Origin of the sequence: Streptomyces sp. SID12501 (assembly GCF_010550245.1) — a bacterium.
Lineage (GTDB): Bacteria > Actinomycetota > Actinomycetes > Streptomycetales > Streptomycetaceae > Streptomyces.
This window is the reverse complement of the sequence record NZ_JAAGLU010000010.1, coordinates 1-16,522: the sequence shown is the minus strand read 5'-3', so window position 1 is coordinate 16,522 and position 16,522 is coordinate 1. Positions and strand designations below refer to the sequence as shown.

Here is a 16,522-nt window from a genome sequence, read left to right as displayed (position 1 = left end):
GCGCCGGGGTCAGTCGGAGGCGTCCTTCCTCGCGATGATCCGGTACGTGTTCGCGAAGCGGGTGCGGCGCAGGAGGGGGGCCAGGGCGTGGTCCAGGGCTGTGGCCACCGCCAGGAAGGGGGTCGCCGCCCGGAGCAGGAGTGTGCGGCGGGCCGGGAGGACCCGGGTGACGGCCAGGGAGAGGGCGCCTGTCAGGTCGTACGGGATGTGGGGTTCCCGGCGGTCCGTCGCGATGATCGTGCAGTGCTGGGACTCCAGTTCCGCCACCAGGTTGGCCAGCGGCATGAGGTGGAGGTGGCGCGGCTGGGCGTACCAGGGCCACCACCTGCCCAGGAGGGTGCCGAACGCGCAGTGCGGGTCCGGGACCTCGATGAGGAGGTGTCCGCCGGGGCGCAGGGCCCGCAGGGCGGCGCGGAGTTCCTCGCGGGGGTCCGGGGTGTGTTCCAGGTGGTGGAACATGCTGACGACGTCGTAGCGGGCATGCAGTCGGTTGACGATCTTCTCGTCGGTGAGGCGGCCCCGGTGGGCCTCCTCGATGTGGCCGGAGGCGCGGGCCTTCTGGACGCGGCGGGTGGTGTCGACGCCGTCGAAGGCCGTGTACGGGAAATAGCGCTTCGCCGCCGCCGGGAAGGCTCCTTCGCCCGTCCCCACGTCGAGCCAGCTCTCCGGTTCGGGGAAGGGGAGCATCGCCCGGGCCGCCGCGCGGTGGCGGCGGGGCGCGACCGGGTGGGGGGCCTCGGGCAGGTCCTGGTGGTGGAGGGCGAGACCCTCCGCGGTGAGGCGCGGGTTCTGGAAGGCGTGGGCGCAGTCGCGGCACTCATCGACGACGAACGTGCCCGGCCCGCGCCGCCGGAGGTCCGACGTGCGCAGGCGGGTGCGCAACCGCCTGGACCCGCACCAGGGACAGTCCTCGCGGCGCGGTTCGTGGAACCCGTCGGCCCCGGTCTCCTGCGGGGCGGTCGCCTTGGGGACGGCGGGCATGGGCGGCTCCTACCAGGAAGTGATACGACATTACGTCACAAAACGTTACGTAGGGGATCGCGATCCCGGGTGCAATGACATGGCTCCAACGTGACGGCGCCCTGTTCGATCGCTGCCGGTACTGTTCGGCGAATGAGCTCGCTTAATCTCGACGACTTCACCGATCTGATCGAGCGCCCCGACGGCGGTGTGCGCCGCGACGCGGAGGCACGGCGGGAGAGCCGGATCGTGCCGCCCGGGTCGCTCGGGCGCCTCGACGACCTGGGTGAGTGGCTGGCGGCGGCACAGTCCTCCGTGCCGGTACGGGCGGTGCAGCGGCCGCGTGTCGTGCTGTTCGCGGGGGATCACGGGATCGCCGGGCAGGGTGTGTCGGCGCGCCCCGCCGGCACCGCCGAAAAGTCCGTGCGGGCCGTGCTGGACGGCTCCAGCCCCGTCGCCGTGCTCGCGCGGCGGCTCGGTGTGCCCGTGCGTGTCGTCGACATGGCGCTGGACTGCGAGCCGGACGCGCTGCCCGACGAGGTCGCGGGGCACCGGGCGCGGCGCGGCAGCGGGCGGATCGACGTCGAGGACGCGATGACCCTCGAGGAGGCGGAGGCCGCCTTCCTGGCGGGGGTCGCCGTGGCCGACGAGGAGGCCGACTCCGGTACGGATCTGGTGGTGCTCGGCGATGTGAGCGTGGGCGGGACCACGGCCGCGTCGGTACTGGTGGCCGCGTTGTGCGGGACGGACGCGTCCGTCGTCACCGGGCGGGGCGGGCTGCCGATCGACGACCTGGCATGGATGCGCAAGTGCGCCGCGATCCGTGACGCGCTGCGGCGGGCCCGGCCGGTGCTCGGCGACCAGTTGCAGCTGCTGGCGACGGTGGGCGGTGCCGACCTCGCCGCGATGACCGGGTTCCTGCTGCAGAGCGCGGTGCGCAAGATGCCGGTGATCCTGGACGGCGTGGTGTCGGCCGCCTGCGCGCTGGTCGGTCAGCGGATCGCCTTCCGGGCGCCGGACTGGTGGCTCGCCGGGCACAACAGCGGGGAGCCGGCCCAGGCGAAGGCCCTCGACCGGATGGCACTGGAGCCGCTGCTCGACCACGGGGTGACCGTGGGCGAGGGAGCCGGGGCGCTACTGGCCCTCCCGCTGGTCCAGGCCGCGGCGGCACTGGCCGCAGAGCTACCGGAGGCACCGGACGCACCCAAGACGGAGGACGCGAAAGAGCCGGAGGATCTGGGGCAGCCGGAGGAGCCGGAGGAGCCCGAGGCTCTCTGACCACTGGAGGACATATGGGGCATGTAACACAACATGCCCCATATGATCGCTTTCCATGGGAGATGACCGGCTCACGCCGAACGTTCAGCGAAGTGCCAGCACCACCGCCTCACGGCGCGCCGCCGCGTTCGCCGTCTGGTATCTGCGGGTCGTCACCTTCGTCAATCTCCTCAGCGCGGTGTGGGTCTCCTTCGGGAACGACGTGCGGCGGCACAACGAGGAGAACTTCTTCACGCCGTACCTGCTGACCGCCGGCTTCGCCTCCGGTGTGTTCACGATGTTCCTGGCGATCACCATGCGGCGCCGCAAGCGGGCTGCCTGGATCCTGAACATCGTGATCAGCACGCTGTTCCTGCTGCTGTTCGGGCTCGCCATGTTCTTCGCGGAGATCCGGGAACACGCACAGAACTGGATCTCGCTCGTCCTCACGGCCGCCTTCGTCGCCGCGCTCGTCGTCGGGCGGCGCGAGTTCTACGCCAAGGGCGACCGGTCCAACCCGCGGCTCGCCGCCGCCGTCGCGGTCGGCGGCCTGCTCGTCTCCTCGCTCCTCGCCGCGCTCCTGGTCACCGTCGCCAACCAGGCGCACGACAGCCACCGCTCGACGTTCCTGGAGCGCTGGGGCTACGGCACGATGCGGCTGATCTCCGTCGCCGCCGACGACACGGGCTTCGCCGGGATCTCCACGCCCAACTGGGTCGACGTCACCATCAACGTCATCAGTACGGTGCTGATCCTCGCCGTCCTCTACGCCGCCTTCCGCTCCCGCCGTGCCGTCGACCCGCTCACCGAGGACGACGAGGCCAGGCTGCGCGCCCTCCTCGACCGGCACGGCGACCGCGACTCCCTCGGCTACTTCGCCCTGCGCAGCGAGAAGAGCGCCGTCTGGTCCCCCACCGGCAAGGCCGCCGTCGCCTACCGCGTGCTGGGCGGGGTCTCCCTGGCCGCCGGTGATCCGATCGGCGACCCGGAGGCCTGGCCCGGTGCCATCGAACCGTGGCTCGCCGAGGCCCGCGCACACGGCTGGATCCCGGCCGTGATGGGGGCGAGCGAGGAGGCCGGCACGGTGTACGCGCGGCACGGCCTCGACGCCCTCGAACTCGGCGACGAGGCCATCGTCGAGACCGCCGAGTTCACCCTCGACGGGCGGGCCATGCGGACCGTCCGGCAGGCCTACAACAGGGTCAAGCGGGCCGGGTACACCGTGCGCATCCGGCGCCACGCGGACATCCCGGCCGCCGAGATGGCGTCCCTCCTCCAGCGCGCCGACGACTGGCGGGACGGCGCCACCGAGCGCGGGTTCAGCATGGCGCTCGGGCGGCTCGGCGATCCGGCCGACGGGCAGTGCGTGATGCTCGAATGCGCAGACAGCCGCGCGGGAGGTGCGGGCGAGTTGAGGGCTCTGCTGTCCTTCGTGCCCTGGGGGCCGCACGGCCTCTCGCTCGACCTCATGCGGCGCGACCGTGACTCCGAGAACGGGCTGATGGAGTTCATGGTGATCGAACTTCTCCAGCGCGCCCAGGAGATCGGGATCACTCAGGTCTCACTCAACTTCGCGATGTTCCGTTCCGTCTTCGAACGTGGCGGGCGCATCGGCGCGGGGCCGGTACTGAGGCTGTGGCGCTCGCTGCTCAGCTTCTTCTCCCGCTGGTGGCAGATCGAGTCGCTGTACCGCGCCAACGCGAAGTACCGGCCCATCTGGGAGCCCCGGTTCCTGCTCTTCGAAAAGAGCGCGGACCTGCCGCGCATCGCCATCGCCGCCGCGCGCGCGGAGGGCTTCCTGGAGGCGCCGGGACTGCCGAAGTGGCTGCACCGCAGGCACCTGGAGTCGAAGAGATGAGCACGTGGACGAGCACGCACGGATGAGGGCCGGGAGATGAGCACGGGCGCCCACTGGACCCGCTGGGCCCGCGCCGAATGGGGGCGGCTGTACGTCGCCGTACACGAACCCCTGCTCCGGCGGCGGTGGCGGGCGGCGCCCATGACGCTCGGGGTCGTGTGCCTGACCGCGCTCGTCCAGTTCACGCAGAACCAGTCCTGGGGCTACCGGATCGTCCAGGACGTCGGTGCCGTCCGCGCCGGGGACCCCCTCTGGCTCGCCCTTCTGCGCACCCCGCTCTCCCTCTTCGTGCCCGCCCCCGACCTGCCGGTCTGGGGCGCCCTGGCGCAGATCCTGGTCGCCTTCGGCCTCGCCGAGATCTGCCTCGGCCGGTGGCGCACCCTCGTCATCGCGTACGCCGCCACCCTCGCCGGCACGCTTTCCGCGCGCGTGGGCATCGCCGTGGGCCCGGCGGGCTTCCTGGGGTTGCCCGGCACGGACGCGCACGTCGTGGACACCGGTCCGTCGGCGGCCGTGGTGGGCCTCGCCGTGTTCCTGGGGTGGCGCTACCGCGCGTACGTGACCGCCGGTGCGGTGATCGTCGCGATGGTGGTGGAGGTGGTTCTGAAGGACAACCTCGCGGGCAAGGAGCATCTGGCCGCCATCGTGGCCGTACTCGCCTTGTGCGGGGTCTCGGCGACGCGTCACGGGCGTACGGCGGGGGTGTGGGCCGGCCTGGGATCGGGCTTGCCGCCGATCAGGTCCTGGACGCGGCGTCGGGGGCCGGCCCAGCGGCGGTCGTGGCGGTAGGCGCGCAGGACGGAGCGGGAGCGGGCGCGCGGGCGGCGGCGGTAGAAGCGTTTCGCCCAGGGAGAGCCGGGGCGGGCCAGGCGGAGCGCGCCGAGGAGCGCGACGAAGGGGACGATCACGCCGAAGATCGCCGTGCGGGCCTTGCCCTTACTCAGGGCGAGGAGGGCGAAGCAGAAGTTGACGCCGATGCTGAGCATGGCCTCGCCCCGGTTCTGGATGTCCTCGTCGGTGAGGTCGTTCACGCCGAACGGCAGGAAGCCCAGGAGGACCAGGCCGACCAGGGCCGCCGTCAGCACCACCACCTCGACGCTCTGCCGGCCGGCCTCGCTCCAGTAGACGTCGTCGAGGTGCAGGATCAGCGCGAACTCGTCCAGCACCAGTCCGGCGCCCATCCCGAACAGCACCGCGCACAGACCCGCGCCGAACCCGCTCTGCCCACTGGCCACGGCCCCGAAGCCGCCCACGACGGTCAGTACGACACCGGGGACGACGTGATGGATGTGCATCCCGCCCGCCTTGACGTTGCCGAACGGCCCCTTGCCCGCGCGGATCATCCGGGTGACGACCCGGGTGATGAGGAACGTCAGTACGAAGGCGGCGAGCGCCAGGAGCAGCGGCAGCTTGCCCGGCTCGATGATGTTCCGCTCCAGCCAATGACCCATACAGGAACTTTATCCAGGTAGCGCACATTAAGGGCTTCTTGTTCGCTGCCCGCCCTGGGCAGCCCGTACCCCGCCGGGTACTCTGCGCCGGTGTCCACGCCGCCGCCCGCGCCCTCCGATTCTCTCGCCCCCGGCGCCCCCCGCGCCCTCCTTGATGGTCTTCGGTTCGCCTTCGGCACGCTGACCGTGCTGCCGGTGCGGGTGACCCGCTGGGACCGGGACGCGGCGCGTGGCGGCATGCTGTGCGCGCCGGTGGCCGGTCTGGTCGTCGGTGTGTGTGCCGCCGGGGTCGGGCTGCTGCTCCTGTTCCTGGGCGCCGGTGCGCTGCTCGCCGCCGTCGCCACGGCCGCCGTGCCCGCCGTCCTCACCCGGGGGCTGCATCTCGACGGTCTCGCCGACACCGCCGACGGGCTGGGCAGCGGCAAGCCCGCCGAGGACGCGCTGCGCGTCATGAAGCAGTCGGACATCGGCCCGTTCGGTGTGCTCGCCCTCCTGTTCGTGGTGCTGGCCCAGGTGGCCGCCCTCGCTCAGGCGTACGGCGACTCGTGGGCCCGGGGTGCGCTCGCCGCCGTCGTCTCGGCGACCGCCGCCCGGCTGGTGCTCACCCTGGCGGCCCGCACCGGCGTACCGCCCGCGCGACCCGACGGGCTGGGGGCGGCGGTCGCGGGAACGGTGCCTGTGCGCTCGGCGCTGCTGGTGGCGGTGCTGGTGACGCTCGCGGCGGCCGGTTTCGGCGCGTTCTTCGGGGCGTTCGACATCGTCCGCACCGCCTTCGCGGTCATCGCGGCCTGCGCCGCCGCCGAACGTCTCCTGCAGCACTGCACGCGCCGCTTCGGCGGGGTCACCGGCGATGTCTTCGGCGGTATCGCGGAGACGGCGGCGACGGCGGCGCTCGTCGTGCTGTCGCTGCGCTGAGGGATCGGCCGCTCAGCCCACGGGCACGGCGTGGGGCAGGGTGCCCCAGGGGTGGTCTCCGGTGCCGGGTACCGCGCAGTGCAGGTCGGCGCCCCGGGTCCTGGCCTCCGTTTCGAGATCGGCGTCCGGCGGCACGCCGTACACGAGGTGGCACAGGCGTGTTCCCGGAGTGCGCCAGGGCTGGGGGCGCTGGGTGCGGTACGTGTCCCAGGTGCCCTCGAAGGTCACCAGGACGTCGGCGATCCTGGCGTACGAGGGGTGCGGCGGGACGCCGTGATTGAGGGCGAGGGTGCGCAGGCCGGCGCCCCAGGCCGCCGACGCCAGGCGCCGGTAGTGGTCGAGGCGGTCCGGTTCCGAGGTGACCTGGTCGAGGAAGGCGCCGTCCGCGCCGTACCACTCGTGATGGTGGACCAGGTCGCGGATCACGGCGGTGACCGGCCTGCGGGCGTAGTCGGTGTCGGCGTACCCGAGCACCCGAACGCCCTCCGCGCGCAGTCGGGCGGCGATCTCGGCGAACGCCGGGTCGGGGTGGTCGCCGGGGCCGCTGGCCGGGTTCAGGACCACCCCGTACAGGCCGGGCGCGGCGGCGAGGATCGCCTCCCACTCGGCGGGGCGGACGGACGGGTGCTCGTAGTACGGGACCAGGAGACTGCTCGGGCTCATGTGGGGTTTCTTGTCCGTTCGTTCGGCCGGGGCCGGCTCAGCGGTGGGCGGTCGCTCGGCCCAGGAGGACGCCGACCAGGGCCGCCTGGACGCCGGCCGCCGTTCCGTACACGGTCAGGCCCACCCATTGCGGGCTGCCGACGTGGGTCGCCAGGGCCAGGGTCTGGGCGAAGGCGGCGACGCAGCAGGTCACGGCCGCGCCGAGGACCGCGCCGAAGGACTGGAGCAGCAGGCCCGTCCACATGACCACGCCCAGGAGGAGCAGGCCGGCCAGTCGGACGCCTGCCACACCCGGTGCGTGCGGCCACAGCGCGGCGGTGGCGAGGCTGAGGGCGAGGAGGGTGACGAGGTAGGCGGTGAGGCACTTGACGAGGGTGAGGGCGGTGGTGCGCCGGAAGTCCCTCGCCGTACTGCTGGAGCGCAGCCCGGCGAGGCCGCCGCTGCGGAAGCGGTGCAGGAACCATTCGGCGGGGCCCATGCTCAGGGTGAGGGCGACAGCGGAGGAGGCTCCGCCCAGGGCCGCGTAGAGGACCAGGACGCCGTTACCGAGGCCGAACAGGGCGTACGGGAGGGATCCGGTGAGTCGGGGGCCCGTTGTCGTCGGTCGTCTGCGGCCGCGTCGTGGCTGGTCGCGCCCGCGCGGCGGTGGCCGCGAATCCAGCACAGCCCCGCGCCCCTTGGGTCCGTTGCCGCCGGGCGCGACTTCCAGCAGGCCCAGAATCGCCACTGCCGCGAGGGAGCCCAGCAGCAGGACGACTCTCGCCTCGTCGGGCACAGGGTGGACCAGGGCCAGGATCGTTCCTCCTGCCATCGGCAACAGGGCGAACAGGAGGGCGCGTTCGCGGCCCAGGACGAGTAGGGCGGTGGCCGCCGCGAGGTAGCAGGACTGGGCGGCGGCGAAGGCGATCGCGCCGGTACTCGCCGTGCCGATCGCCGCGAGGGCTGCCAGGGAGCCGAGGAGTGCCCCGGCGGGGGCGCCGAGCAGGAGGGAGCGGCGGGCTGCCGGGCGGTCGCCCAGACTGAGCCAGGAGTAGGCCCGGTGGGCCAGGCCCTGGTTCCAGGTCCAGCCGACCAGGGCGCCGGCGAGGAGCGGGATCGTGCCGGCCGGGAGGCCCAGGTCGCCCTTGGGGCCGGCCAGGAGCGGGGCCCCGAGGACGTAGCCGAGACCGGGGAGGGCGAAGACGACGCCTCTCAGGAGGCAGCCCAACAGGCCTGTCTGCCAGGGGTCGTGGGCCGGGCCCTCGGGTTCGGGATAGCGGCGCTCGACCCGGTCGTACAACTCCTCGGCGAGTGCGAAGGAGTTCCTGACACCGTACCGCTCGCGTATCTGGTCGTCCGACAGGCCGTCGGACTCCAGGAGGGCGGCTATCTCGTCCGGGTGTACGGCGGCGGCTATGAAGTCGTCCAGGCGGGCCGCGAGTTGGTCTATCGGGTCGCGCTCCGCCCAGCTGGGGGCGGTGCGTTGCCGGGGAATGGCGGGGAGCGTGGCGGGGCCCGCTCCGGGCGGCATCCAGATGCTTCCGCTCACCGGCCGGCCCCTTCCGTCGCGAGCGCCTCGTACCAGGGGTCACGCAGTTCGAGAGTCCAGTCGGCGACGGTCTCCAGGGTGGGCTCGTACACCTCGGGCCGGCCCGCGAGCTCCTGGTAGATCGTCCGGAAGGCGTCCACGGAACGGCGGAGCGTGAAGCGGTCGATCACTCGCTGGCGGGCCGACTCGCCCAGTTTCAGGCGTCGTTCATCGTCCCGGAGCAGGGTCAGCGCGGCGGCTGCCATTTTCTCCGGTTCGCGCGGCGGGACCACCAGGCCGGTGTCGCCGACTGCCTCGCTGACTCCGCCGACGTCCGTCGAGACCGTCGTACGGCCGCAGGACATCGCCTCGATGATGGAGAACGGGAAGCCCTCGGAGATGGACGACAGCATGACGATGTGACCGGCCGCGTAGGCGCGCCACACCTCGGTGATGCGGCCCTCGAAGGTCAGTCCGTCGGTGACGCCGAGTTCGGCGGCGAGCTTCTCCAGGCGGGTCTGGTAGGCCTCGCCGCCGGCCGGTACCGGGCCGAACAACCGCAGCCTGGTCTCCGGGAGTTCGGCACGGACCATGGCGTAGGCGTGGAGCAGTGTCTCCAGGTCCTTGATGGGGTCGACGCGTCCGCACCAGGTGAGGGTGGGGACCTCGGGCTCCGGGCCGGCGTGCGGGAAGGCGTGCGGGTCGACGCCGTTGTAGACCGTGCGGATCTTGTCGCTGTCGGCGCCACCACGCTCCTCCCAGCGGCGGTTGTACTGGTTGCAGGGGGTGATGAGGTCGGCCTCGCGGTAGCCGAGCGAGTTCAGCTCGCGGTAGAAGCCGAGCATGAACGCCTTGACGGGCCAGCGCTGTTCACCGCTGCGGTAGCCGAGGTAGCGCTCGCGCAGATAGATGCCGTGCTCGGTGAGGAGGAACGGCACACCGTCCAGCTCGTGCGCGGCGAGCGCGGGCAGGGTGGCCAGGCCGCTGCTGACCGCGTGGGCGACGGAGTCCTCGGGGATGCGGGTGCCCAGCGGCCGAAGTGCGTGCTCCAGCAGGTCCGTTGCGGTCAGGGCGTCGTGAACTGTCGGACGGGCCTCGGCAGTCGACAGATGCGGCATCGTCCATATCCACATCAGCGAACGCAGCGCCGACTCGGTGCGCAGGGCCGCCGACAGGCGTCCGTCGCGGGCGAGTCCGGCGAGTTCGTAGAGAGCCTCACCGAAGTCGCAGGGCGCCGCCGGGTCCAGGAAGGACAGCAGGAAGCGCTCGTACGCGTCGATGAAACGGCGACGGGACCGGCCCAGCGGTGCTCTCGCGCGACCGGGTCGCGGTCCCCACGTCGGCACGGAGGTGTGCCGGTAGACGTTGGGCGGCAGCTCCCAGGTGACGGGTTCGCGGCCGCTGCCGGTGAGCGAGACTATGTGGAAGTCGACTTCCGGCATGCCCTTGACCAGCTGGTCGCACCAGGTGCTTACCCCTCCGTGGACGTGCGGGTAGGTGCCTTCGGTGAGCATGGTGACGTGACGGCCTGTGCGGAGCACTGCGTTGGCTCTTCCCCTGGGATGCGGATTCTGTGGGGGGACTGCACGACCATCCCCGGCTGCGGGTGCGTTGTGGCTGGTCGCGCAGTTCCCCGCGCCCCTTAGGGCGCTGCCCCCTTCGGGGCAGCTGCCTCTACGGCAGGTTCAGCTTGAGAGCTGACTGCAACAGCTCCGGTGTGGTCCATGCCGACAGGCGGCCCGCGTAGGGCGTGCCGAACGCTGTTGTGCCCAGCAGGAGTTGCTTGGTGGTTCCCGTCGGGGCGGTGACCGGGATGCGGACGCCGGACGGGGCGGTGACCGTGATCTTCTTGCCGACGCGGTACGCCGTGACGGTGCCGTTCGCGACGGCGGTCTTCCAGGCGGCGCGGCGCTGGAGTTCGGTGCCGATCGCGCTCTGGCGGGGGTTCTCCAGCGGGGTGTTGTCGGCGAACAGCGCGCGGTAGTCGGCGAGGACCTTGTCCAGGACCGGGTACAGCGTGCGGTCCTCGGCCAGGTTGGACTGGTGCGCGTAGTGCGGACGCGGGTCGCCCGAGATGGCGTGCCCGAGTGCGGTGCGCGCCTCCTGCGGGACGATGTACGACAGATAGCCGGTGGCGGTGTCCAGCGGCCCGGCCAGGCAGGTGGACGTCGGGTTGTTCTCGCAGATGCCGCTGCCGCCGTCGGCCGCCGAGGCGTAGATCCAGTTGTACTCGTCGGCCATCTCGGCCTTCGTACCCGTGTTGTAGTACACGTTCATCGGGTAGCGCGGCACGGTCAGTGTGCTGCTGCCCGCCGAACGCTGCTGCGGCTCACGGGAGTTGTCGGAGGCGGTCCACTGGATGCCGTTGTCGGCGAGGGCGCCCGCGAGGTTCGGGTTGTCGGCGGGCTGCTGCGGCAGTGTCTTCAGGCCCGAGTGCTCACCGGTCACGAGCTCACCGCGCTCGGTCGAAAGACCCTTGGTGAGACCCCAGTTGTAGTTGTTCGCGATCTCCGCCGAGATGTCGGCGCGGCTCATGTACCGGGTCGAACCGTCCGCGTTCGTGGCACAGCTCCAGGGCACGGTGGTGGTGTCCTGCACACAGCCGAGGTACTGGTGGGTGTACGTGTGGTTCACCCAGCGGTACTTGGCCTTGTCGGCGAGGAGCTGGGCGGCGAGGGCGTCCGTGCCGCCGTTCTCGCTCTTCCACTCCTCTCCCGAACCGGCGTTGTAGACCATGTCGAGCGTGAGGCCGCTGCTCTGCTGCCACTGGGCCGCGTACACCGCGTCGGCGGCCGTCATCCGGATCGGCGTGGTGCCCTCTCCGTCGCCGCCCACGCAAGTGAAGTCGCCGGGCGTGCAGTTGCGTTGGGTGTCCCAGCGACTGTCGGGCGCGAAGACGTCGTCGACGTGCACGGAGAAGGAGTTCCGGCTCTGCCCCAGGTGGACTCCCTGGGTCAGCCATTCCACGATGCCCCGGGCCAGTACCCGGAACTGCTGCTGGTACTCGTTGTACGCGAAGGTCACGACGAGTTCGCGGCGTCCGTCGTGCGCGTACTCGCCGATCAGGCTGCCGCGGCCGGTCCCGCCGGGCACGGCGGTGTCGACGTAGCTGGTGAAGCCCGCGCGAGGCGTGGCGACGAAGCCGTAACTCTCCTGCACGGACGCCGAGTTGTCCTCGAACGTGAGCGGGCCGTCGAGATAGCCGAAGTACCCGGTCCGGCCCGCGGCGGTGATCGCGGCGGCCTGCCCGTCGAGGGTGCCGGAGTAGGAGCTGTAGTCGAGGCCGACCTCCGGGTGCGCCCAGGTGTAGGCGTCGACCTGCGGGATGCCGTACGTCTTCTCGTAGGCCTCCAGAGCGGTCTGCTCGGCCGAACCCGTACCGAACGGGGCCTCGTTGGGCAGCACCACGCCCTGGAACCTGGCCTGGGGTGTGCCGTTCACCGTGCCGCTCAGGAACGCGGCGTTGATCGTCGGGCGGTTCGCGTCGTTCAGGTCGACGGTCGTGTACGGGATGCCCGTGTCCGCCAGTTCGGCCGTGATGGCGTCGACCGGGCTGTCGCCGTTGTCCACGACGAGCACCCTCAGCTCGATGCGCGGCTCCGTGGCGGCTGTCGCGCCGGGCACTCCCAGCCCCAGTGCCAGCAGTCCGGCAGCCGTCACGACGGCGGCCGTCTCCCGGGAAAATTTCCGTGCGGGCGCTATCTGCGCCATTTTCGCCCCTCCCCCAACCAGTCCGCCCCGGTGGTCAATTCCGAGGGGATCCGTGGAAATGATGCATAAGCGGTGCCAGGACCGCTTACCAGAACTTGACGAGTGTGACTCAGGTCACCGGAAGTGAGGGGTGGGAAGTGACGATGACGCCACTGCCAGGTGAACGCTCGCAGGAATGAGCGAACCCAGCGACCGAGCGTAGGCTCGTGCCGGGTGTACCGACCCTGGTCCGGACTGCTCCCCAGGGCCGGACTTAGGGTCGCTTGTCGGGCCTGGTCGACCCATTCCACTCGGCCACAGAAGTTTTCAGACGGAAGCGAGAATTCACCACCGTGACTGCTCTCACTCTCAGCACCGCCGCGGCGCCCGGCCTTCGGGCCGACGCGATCGTCGTCGGTGTCGCCAAGGGCGGCAAGGGCCCCGTCATCGCACCGGGCGCCGAGGCCGTGGACAAGGCGTACGACGGCAAGCTCGCCGACGTCCTGGGGACCCTCGGCGCCTCGGGTGCCGAGGGCGAGGTGACCAAGCTGCCCGCCCCGGCCGGCTTCAAGGCACCCATCGTCGTGGCCGTGGGCCTGGGCGCGCTGCCCGAGAAGGACGAGACCTTCGGCGCCGAGTCGCTGCGCCGCGCAGCCGGTGTGGCCGCCCGTACCCTCGCCGGTGCCAAGAAGGCCGCCTTCGCCCTGCCGATCGAGGACGCCGCCGACGCCGGCGCCATCGGCGAGGGCGCGCTGCTCGGGGCGTACAGCTTCGACGCGTACAAGGACATCGGCAAGGACGCCAAGAACGGCAAGGCGCCGCTCGGCGAGATCGCCCTGCTCGGCGGCAAGCCCCGCGACGCCGCGTACAAGGCGGCCGTCGCCCGCGCCACCGCCGTGTCCGAGGAGCTCAACCGCGCCCGCGACCTGATCAACACCCCGCCGAACGACCTCAACCCGGAGGCCTTCGCCGCCGTCGCGCAGGCCGCGGCCGAGGAGCACGGCATCAAGGTGCAGGTGCTCGACGAGAAGGCTCTGGAGGAGGGCGGCTACGGCGGCATCCTCGGCGTCGGCATCGGCTCCGCCGCCGGTCCCCGGCTGGTGAAACTGACGTACACGCACGAGGCGGCGAGCAAGCACCTCGCCTTCGTCGGCAAGGGCATCACCTACGACTCGGGCGGCATCTCGCTCAAGCCCGCCGGGCACAACGAGACGATGAAGTGCGACATGAGCGGCGCGGCGGCGGTCCTCGCCGCGGTCGTCGCCGCCGCGCGGCTCGGCCTCGAGGTCAACGTCACCGGCTGGCTGGCGCTCGCCGAGAACATGCCCTCGGGCACCGCCACCCGCCCCGGTGACGTGCTGCGCATGTACAGCGGCAAGACCGTCGAGGTCCTCAACACCGACGCCGAGGGCCGTCTCGTCCTCGCCGACGCCCTGTGGGCCGCGTCTGCCGAGAAGCCGGACGCGATCGTCGACGTGGCGACGCTGACCGGCGCGATGATGCTGGCGCTGGGCAACCGGACGTACGGGATCATGGCGAACGACGACGCGTTCCGCTCCGCGGTGCACGAGGCGGCGGAGGAGGTCGGGGAGCCGGCGTGGCCGATGCCGCTGCCGGACCACCTGAAGAAGGGGATGGAGTCCCCCACGGCCGACATCGCGAACATGGGTGAGCGGTACGGCGGCGGGCTGGTCGCGGGCCTGTTCCTGCGCGAGTTCGTGGGTGAGGGGATCACCTGGGCGCACCTCGACATCGCGGGGCCCGCGTACAACGAGGGCGGGCCTTTCGGGTACACGCCCAAGGGCGGGACCGGGACCGCGGTGCGGACGCTTGTTCGGCTGGCTGAGTTGACCGCCGTCGGGGATCTTGGCTGAGGGTGCGTTGAGCGGCGGGACCCCGTGGGCGGGTAGTCCGGGGTCCCGTTGCCGGTGGGGCGTCTCTCACACCGGCCCGGCGTCTCGTCCGGCTCCGACAAGTGCGAAGATGGGCTCGGCAGGACAGGGCCCCCACCACAGGGCCGAAGGAAGAGCGGCCGGACACCAGCCGCCGCCCGGTCACTGACGACCGGCGTACGGCGCAATGCATGGAGGACGTGACGTGGCGAACGACGCCAGCACCGTTTTCGACCTAGTGATCCTCGGCGGTGGCAGTGGCGGTTACGCCGCGGCTCTGCGCGGGGCCCAGCTGGGGCTTGACGTCGCCCTGATCGAGAAGGACAAGGTCGGCGGTACCTGCCTGCACCGGGGATGCATCCCCACCAAGGCCCTGCTCCACGCGGGCGAGATCGCCGACCAGGCCCGCGAGAGCGCGCAGTTCGGCGTCAAGGCCACCTTCGAGGGCATCGACGTCCCGGCGGTCCACAAGTACAAGGACGAGGTCATCTCGGGCCTGTACAAGGGACTCCAGGGCCTCGTCGCCTCCCGCAAGGTCACCTACATCGAGGGTGAGGGGCGGCTCTCCTCCCCCACCTCCGTCGACGTGAACGGGCAGCGGATCCAGGGCCGCCACGTCCTGCTGGCGACCGGCTCCGTGCCGAAGTCGCTGCCGGGCCTGGAGATCGACGGCAACCGGATCATCTCCTCGGACCACGCCCTCGTCCTGGACCGGGTGCCGGAGTCGGCCATCGTCCTCGGCGGCGGTGTCATCGGCGTCGAGTTCGCGTCCGCGTGGAAGTCCTTCGGTACGGACGTCACGATCATCGAGGGCCTCAAGCACCTGGCCCCCCTCGAGGACGAGAACTCCTCCAAGCTTCTTGAGCGCGCGTTCCGCAAGCGCGGCATCAAGTTCAACCTGGGCACCTTCTTCTCGAAGGCCGAGTACACCGCGAACGGTGTCAAGGTCACCCTTGCCGACGGCAAGGAGTTCGAGGCCGAGCTGCTGCTCGTCGCCGTCGGCCGCGGCCCGGTCTCGGCCGGTCTCGGCTACGAGGAGCAGGGCGTCGCGCTGGACCGCGGCTACGTCCTGGTCGACGAGTACATGCGGACGAACGTGCCGACCATCTCCGCCGTCGGTGACCTGGTCCCGACGCTCCAGCTCGCGCACGTCGGCTTCGCCGAGGGCATCCTGGTGGCGGAGCGTCTGGCCGGTCTGAAGGCCGTCCCGATCGACTACGACGGCGTGCCCCGGGTGACGTACTGCCACCCCGAGGTCGCCTCCGTGGGTATCACCGAGGCCAAGGCCAAGGAGATCTACGGTGCGGACAAGGTCGTCGCTCTGAAGTACAACCTCGCGGGCAACGGCAAGAGCAAGATCCTCAAGACCGCGGGCGAGATCAAGCTCGTCCAGGTCAAGGACGGTGCCGTGGTCGGCGTCCACATGGTCGGCGACCGTATGGGCGAGCAGGTCGGCGAAGCCCAGCTGATCTACAACTGGGAAGCGCTGCCGGCCGAGGTCGCGCAGCTCATCCACGCCCACCCGACGCAGAGCGAGGCGCTCGGCGAGGCCCACCTGGCCCTGGCCGGCAAGCCGCTGCACTCCCACGACTGACCCTCGGTCGACGGACGACGACACAGACTTCCGCAATTCGTAAGGAGCAACCGAAACCATGGCGGTTTCCGTAACCCTTCCGGCGCTCGGTGAGAGCGTCACCGAGGGCACTGTCACCCGCTGGCTGAAGGCCGAGGGTGAGCGCGTAGAGGCCGACGAGCCCCTGCTCGAGGTCTCGACCGACAAGGTCGACACCGAGATCCCCTCGCCCGTCTCCGGCATCCTCGCCTCCATCAAGGTCGCCGAGGACGAGACCGTTGAGGTCGGCGCCGAGCTGGCCCTCATCGACGACGGCAGCGGCGCCCCCGCTGCTGCCCCGGCCCCGGCCGCCGAGCCCGTTGCCGAGCCCACCCCGGCTCCGGCCCCGGTGGCCGAAGCCCCGGCCGCTCCGGCCCCTGCCCCCGCTGCGGCTCCGGCCGCCGCTCCCGCAGGGGGCGGTGCCACCGGCACCGACGTCACCCTTCCGGCCCTCGGCGAGAGCGTCACCGAGGGCACCGTCACCCGCTGGCTGAAGTCGGTCGGCGACAGCGTCGAGGCCGACGAGCCGCTGCTGGAGGTGTCGACCGACAAGGTCGACACCGAGATCCCGTCGCCCGTCTCCGGTGTGCTCCTGGAGATCGTGGTCGCCGAGGACGAGACCGCCGAGGTCGGCGCCAGGCTGGCCGTGGTCGGCGCCCCGGGTGCCGCTCCGGCGGCTGCTCCGGCTCCGGCCGCCCCGGCTCCGGCGCCCGCCGC

13 protein-coding genes are annotated in these 16,522 nt (G+C 71.5%); 7 read left to right on the top strand and 6 right to left on the bottom strand.

The genetic code is table 11. The features are described from left to right. Positions 1–9 precede the first annotated feature (9 nt). Complete coding sequence (locus tag G3I71_RS13645) at positions 10–981, bottom strand: class I SAM-dependent methyltransferase (protein WP_164314439.1); 972 nt, start codon at positions 979–981, stop codon at positions 10–12. Positions 982–1,113: 132 nt separating this feature from the next. Here G3I71_RS13645 and cobT point away from each other — a divergent pair, with 132 nt between their 5' ends. From cobT to G3I71_RS13630, 3 genes are read left to right on the top strand one after another with little or no spacing between them, the layout of a single operon-like run. Continuing rightward, positions 1,114–2,238 carry a nicotinate-nucleotide--dimethylbenzimidazole phosphoribosyltransferase gene (cobT, locus tag G3I71_RS13640; protein ID WP_164314437.1) on the top strand — a complete coding sequence of 375 codons (1,125 nt, stop codon included), beginning with the start codon at positions 1,114–1,116 and terminating at the stop codon, positions 2,236–2,238. Positions 2,239–2,293: 55 nt separating this feature from the next. Next, positions 2,294–4,075 carry a phosphatidylglycerol lysyltransferase domain-containing protein gene (locus G3I71_RS13635; protein ID WP_164314435.1) on the top strand — a complete coding sequence of 594 codons (1,782 nt, stop codon included), beginning with the start codon at positions 2,294–2,296 and terminating at the stop codon, positions 4,073–4,075. Between the two features lie 36 nt (positions 4,076–4,111). Continuing rightward, a complete protein-coding gene (locus G3I71_RS13630) occupies positions 4,112–4,864 on the top strand; it encodes a hypothetical protein (RefSeq protein ID WP_164314433.1) in 753 nt (250 codons plus the stop codon). On the opposite strand, the gene G3I71_RS13625 is transcribed toward G3I71_RS13630, so the two are convergent. After that, positions 4,759–5,526 (bottom strand): hypothetical protein, encoded by a 768-nt coding sequence (locus tag G3I71_RS13625; RefSeq protein WP_164314431.1) that lies wholly within the window; start codon positions 5,524–5,526, stop codon positions 4,759–4,761. The genes G3I71_RS13630 and G3I71_RS13625 overlap by 106 nt on opposite strands. 90 nt (positions 5,527–5,616) lie before the next feature. On the opposite strand from G3I71_RS13625, the gene G3I71_RS13620 reads away from it, so the two are divergent. Continuing rightward, positions 5,617–6,441: an adenosylcobinamide-GDP ribazoletransferase gene (locus G3I71_RS13620; protein WP_164314429.1), complete on the top strand. Its 825-nt coding sequence runs from the start codon at positions 5,617–5,619 to the stop codon at positions 6,439–6,441. Between the two features lie 12 nt (positions 6,442–6,453). Here G3I71_RS13620 and G3I71_RS13615 read toward each other — a convergent pair whose 3' ends face one another. The 4 genes from G3I71_RS13615 to G3I71_RS13600 all read right to left on the bottom strand — a co-directional run bounded on the left by G3I71_RS13615 (position 6,454) and on the right by G3I71_RS13600 (position 12,322). Beyond that, positions 6,454–7,104, bottom strand: a complete 651-nt coding sequence (locus G3I71_RS13615; RefSeq protein ID WP_164314427.1) for a spherulation-specific family 4 protein — start codon at positions 7,102–7,104, stop codon at positions 6,454–6,456. A gap of 37 nt (positions 7,105–7,141) precedes the next feature. Then, positions 7,142–8,632, bottom strand: coding sequence for a hypothetical protein (locus G3I71_RS13610; RefSeq protein ID WP_164314425.1), 1,491 nt, complete (start codon positions 8,630–8,632; stop codon positions 7,142–7,144). After that, positions 8,629–10,152, bottom strand: coding sequence for a GT4 family glycosyltransferase PelF (gene pelF, locus G3I71_RS13605; RefSeq protein WP_164314423.1), 1,524 nt, complete (start codon positions 10,150–10,152; stop codon positions 8,629–8,631). Before pelF ends, G3I71_RS13610 begins: the two co-directional genes overlap by 4 nt. A 133-nt stretch (positions 10,153–10,285) precedes the next feature. Beyond that, positions 10,286–12,322 carry a hypothetical protein gene (locus G3I71_RS13600; RefSeq protein WP_203730215.1) on the bottom strand — a complete coding sequence of 679 codons (2,037 nt, stop codon included), beginning with the start codon at positions 12,320–12,322 and terminating at the stop codon, positions 10,286–10,288. Positions 12,323–12,654: 332 nt separating this feature from the next. Between G3I71_RS13600 and G3I71_RS13595 the strand changes: the two genes are divergently transcribed. The 3 genes from G3I71_RS13595 to G3I71_RS13585 form a co-directional block, all read left to right on the top strand. Next, entirely contained in the window at positions 12,655–14,175 is a 1,521-nt protein-coding gene (locus tag G3I71_RS13595) for a leucyl aminopeptidase (RefSeq protein WP_164314422.1), read from the top strand. Between the two features lie 223 nt (positions 14,176–14,398). Continuing rightward, positions 14,399–15,787 carry a dihydrolipoyl dehydrogenase gene (lpdA, locus tag G3I71_RS13590; protein ID WP_164314420.1) on the top strand — a complete coding sequence of 463 codons (1,389 nt, stop codon included), beginning with the start codon at positions 14,399–14,401 and terminating at the stop codon, positions 15,785–15,787. Positions 15,788–15,845: 58 nt separating this feature from the next. Continuing rightward, positions 15,846–16,522, top strand: a 677-nt coding sequence (locus tag G3I71_RS13585) for a biotin/lipoyl-containing protein (RefSeq protein WP_343242952.1), incomplete at its 3' end; no start/stop codon positions are given.